The following is a 3626-nucleotide window of genomic DNA, read 5'->3' as shown; positions in this document are numbered from 1 at the left end:
GTCAGTAGCACCTCTTCCATAAATAATACCATTATCTAATTTACCGGAAAATGGATCCCATTCCCATTCATCAGGATCACCTACACCAACTGTATCTAAGTGAGCATCATAGGCTATTACTCGGTCTCCATTTCCTATTTTCCCTATCAGATTACCCATAGGATCAATTTCCACTTCATCAAAACCTAATTTTTCCATTTCTTCTTTTACTCTATTTACAACTTCCTCTTCTTCACAACTTTCACTTGGAATACTAATAACATCCTGCATAAATTTAATCATATCATCTTCATAATTATTAATTTCATTTTTTATTTTTTCTGCTAATTCTTTTGTATTCATTAAAATCCTCCTTTATTAGATTTTAAGATAAAAATTATTAGCCGCGTCCTCCCATTGTTAAAGTCATAACCGATTTTGCTGTATGGAGCCTATTTTCTGCTTCATCATAAACTATAGAATGTGGTCCATCAATAACAGAGTCTTCTACTTCATTTCCTCGATCAGCAGGTAAAGCATGCATATACATTACATCATCATCTGCTAATTCCATCATATCTTCAGTACATTTCCAATCTTTATGTGATTCCAGATTTTCATCAATTACATCTGTACTTTGATTATTAACCCAGCTTCCCCAATTTTTAGGAATTACAATATCAGCATCTTGATAGGCTTCTTCCATATCATGAGTAATTGTAAATTCACCATTATGTTTTTCAGCATTTTCTCTCGCCTGTTCAATAGCCCAATCAGGAAGATCATATCCTTCAGGATAAGCAAGAGTAACATCCATAGCATAGCGTGGAAAAAGTAAACTTTGAGTGAGTGGAACTGAAATAGGTTTTTTATGACTGGTTGCATAAGCCCAGATGATAGAGACTTTTAAATTTTTAGTTTCATCTTTCTTTTCTACAATTGTCATTAGATCTGCCAGACCCTGCATAGGGTGATATAAGTCACACTGTAAATTCATAATAGGTACTTTTGCATGTTCGGCCATACTTCTTAGATATTTATTTCCTTCACCCCAGTTGCAATTACGACAGGCAATTGCATGTCCATAACTTCCAAGAATAACTCCAGTATCTTTTGCTACTTCTCCATGTGATACCTGCATTGTACTGGTATCAAGAAAGTTTGCATGTCCACCTAATTGAGCAAGTCCTGCTTCCATTGAGTTTCTGGTTCTTGTTGACTGTTCAAAAAACATTAACATAGCTGTCTTATTATTAAGATATGGTGTATCTATTCCCATAGCAAATTTCTTCTTCAAATCAAAAGATACATCCAGCAAAGTATCAATTTCCTCTTTCTCCCATTCCTGTAGAGTTATAAAGTCTTTTCCATGTAAAACTGTTTGCAAATTAATCTCCTCCTTAGTTTTTTTATGTACATTTAGTTTTCAGAATATTGTTATTTATTTTGAATTCATTATATTACAAAACTTAAAATAAATCAAGAAGCCTTAAAAAATTTTAACAAATACTTTGCTTTTTTTAGCTTTTTTTCTTATAATTAAGTAAAGAAAATAATGATAAAATATAGGAGGATAGAAATATGCCTAAAAAAAATGTTTCTAATATACTTAATTCATTTAAGCCAATTGTTAAAGCTTTAGGTAAAACCTTAGGTCAACATTTTGAAATAGTATTACATGATATGACAAGAGAAGCCTCAATAGTAGCTATTGAAAATTCTCATATTAGTGGTCGCAAAATAGGGGATAGAGCTCCAGAATTATTAAAAAATATGCTTTCTTCTATAAAAGAAGATGAAGATATGATTTTAAATTATGTAATTAAAACTGATGAAGGCAGACCATTAAAATCCTCAACTGTGCTCATTCAAAATGATAATGATGATATTATTGGAGCTTTTTGTGTTAATATTGATTTAACCAATATAAAGATTGCTCAACAATTTTTAAGTGAATTAAGTAATATTGAAGAAGAAGAATCAATTAGAAATAAATTCCCAGAAGATGTAGAAGACTTTTTGGATATTGTAATTCAAAATAGTTTAGAACAGGTTGACAAACCGGTTCATCTTCTTACAAAAGAAGATAAATTAAAAATTGTAGAATATCTTGATGATAATAATGCTTTTAATATTAAGGATACAATAAATACTCTTGCTAATGAATTAAATGTATCACGTTACACAATTTATAATTATCTTGATGAAGTAAGGTCTAAAAAATAACAAAAAACCTTCTTCTACGGTAATCAAACCGTAAAAGAAGGTTTTATTATTACTATTGAAAATAATTTAAACTACTTAAAATTAAATAACTAATAAGCGCTGTAGCTCCATTTAGTAATGATCCCCAGATTATATCTATAACTGTCAAAGATAATGGCCAATCTTTTAAGGTAGCTAAATTTGTCATATCATAAGTAGCATAAGTTACTAAACCAAAAAACATACCTGCCCAAAGAGCATATTGCCAGCTTCCTAAAACTACTGCTCTGTTAATTACAAAAAACATAAGTCCAATAATAAATACCATGTAAAATATTATCGCTGCTGACATGTTAAAATTTTCTTTCATAATAAACCCTATTTTATCTCTATACATATCTTTGGCAATAACCCCCAGCCAGACAAGATCAATTCCAAAAAATATTACTAAAGTAATAAGATATGCTTTGATATATTCTCCCATTTTTTCACCTCCAGAACAATCATAATTTTTATTATTAATTACTATAAAGCAATTTTAATATATCTCTTGGATTATCAATTTTATAAGAATTGTCTAATATTACTGAGTTTAATTCAAAGATATAACTATCTGAAGCTAAAATTTCTTCAATTTTAGGAAAACGATTTAAATTTCCTATAAATGCATTAAATTCAAAATCAATATGCTCTATAAATTCATAAAGTTTATTATATGCTTTTATACTGGAACTTTTTACTTCAAGAAACTTGTCACCTTCTACAATATTTAAATCAAAATCTTCACTAAAATATCTTAGATTATCTTTTAATTCTCTTTTTCGCATTTCAGCTAACTCTGGTTCTGCCTCTGCATAACTCCATTTAATAAAATTAGTATTTCTTTCTATAGAAGCTCCAGGCGTGTTTTCTTTATGAAGTTGAAAAATTGGTTCTATATCTTTAAACCAGGCAGGTTTCTCTATTTCAAGATCAGTCCATTCTTTTCCATCATAAAAGCATTCACCATATCTCGAAAAGAGACAGCAAAAGAAATCACTGAATTTCTCTTTTAATTCATCTTTTTTTAATCTGGATATTATAATTAATTTATTTTTATCATTATTAGCAAGTTTTTTAAGCCAATCCATAACAACGGTATTTTCCTGACCATTAAAAGAATGTAAATCAATAATTAGTAAGCGGTCTGCCGAAGACCTATAATCATTAATTATATAATCCTTAGCTTCTTTATCAAAGTCCCGACCCTTTCTTAATTTTTCCCCTGCCATAAGTTCATTCACAAATGATTTAGCCCATTTTTTAACATCATAATTTTTTATTCTTTCTTTCATTATATTTAACCTATTTTGTTGTTCTTTTGCATTCATTTCAAGAGCTTTTTTAATACTATGAGCAATTTCTTCTTTTCTTGTAGGAGTAATATTAATAGCTTTACTCAA

The 3626-nt window shown here is 29.2% G+C and carries 5 protein-coding genes; 1 reads left to right on the top strand and 4 read right to left on the bottom strand.

What is annotated here, in order from left to right:
- Together VJ881_09400 and VJ881_09395 are read right to left on the bottom strand one after the other, a co-directional pair.
- The coding region (locus VJ881_09400) for a M20/M25/M40 family metallo-hydrolase (GenBank protein ID HKL76268.1) at positions 1-342 on the bottom strand (342 nt) is incomplete at its 3' end.
- Between the two features lie 37 nt (positions 343-379).
- Positions 380-1366 (bottom strand): ornithine carbamoyltransferase, encoded by a 987-nt coding sequence (locus VJ881_09395; GenBank protein HKL76267.1) that lies wholly within the window; start codon positions 1364-1366, stop codon positions 380-382.
- Positions 1367-1560: 194 nt separating this feature from the next.
- Here VJ881_09395 and VJ881_09390 point away from each other — a divergent pair, with 194 nt between their 5' ends.
- Positions 1561-2205 (top strand): PAS domain-containing protein, encoded by a 645-nt coding sequence (locus tag VJ881_09390; GenBank protein ID HKL76266.1) that lies wholly within the window; start codon positions 1561-1563, stop codon positions 2203-2205.
- A gap of 52 nt (positions 2206-2257) precedes the next feature.
- Here VJ881_09390 and VJ881_09385 read toward each other — a convergent pair whose 3' ends face one another.
- Positions 2258-2668 carry a DUF2177 family protein gene (locus tag VJ881_09385; protein HKL76265.1) on the bottom strand — a complete coding sequence of 137 codons (411 nt, stop codon included), beginning with the start codon at positions 2666-2668 and terminating at the stop codon, positions 2258-2260.
- A gap of 34 nt (positions 2669-2702) precedes the next feature.
- Positions 2703-3626, bottom strand: a 924-nt coding sequence (locus VJ881_09380; protein ID HKL76264.1) for a trehalose-phosphatase, incomplete at its 5' end; no start/stop codon positions are given.

The sequence above is a fragment of the Halanaerobiales bacterium genome, assembly GCA_035270125.1.
In the GTDB taxonomy this organism is placed as follows: Bacteria; Bacillota; Halanaerobiia; order Halanaerobiales; family DATFIM01; genus DATFIM01.
This window is presented reverse-complemented; position numbering and strand designations above follow the sequence as displayed.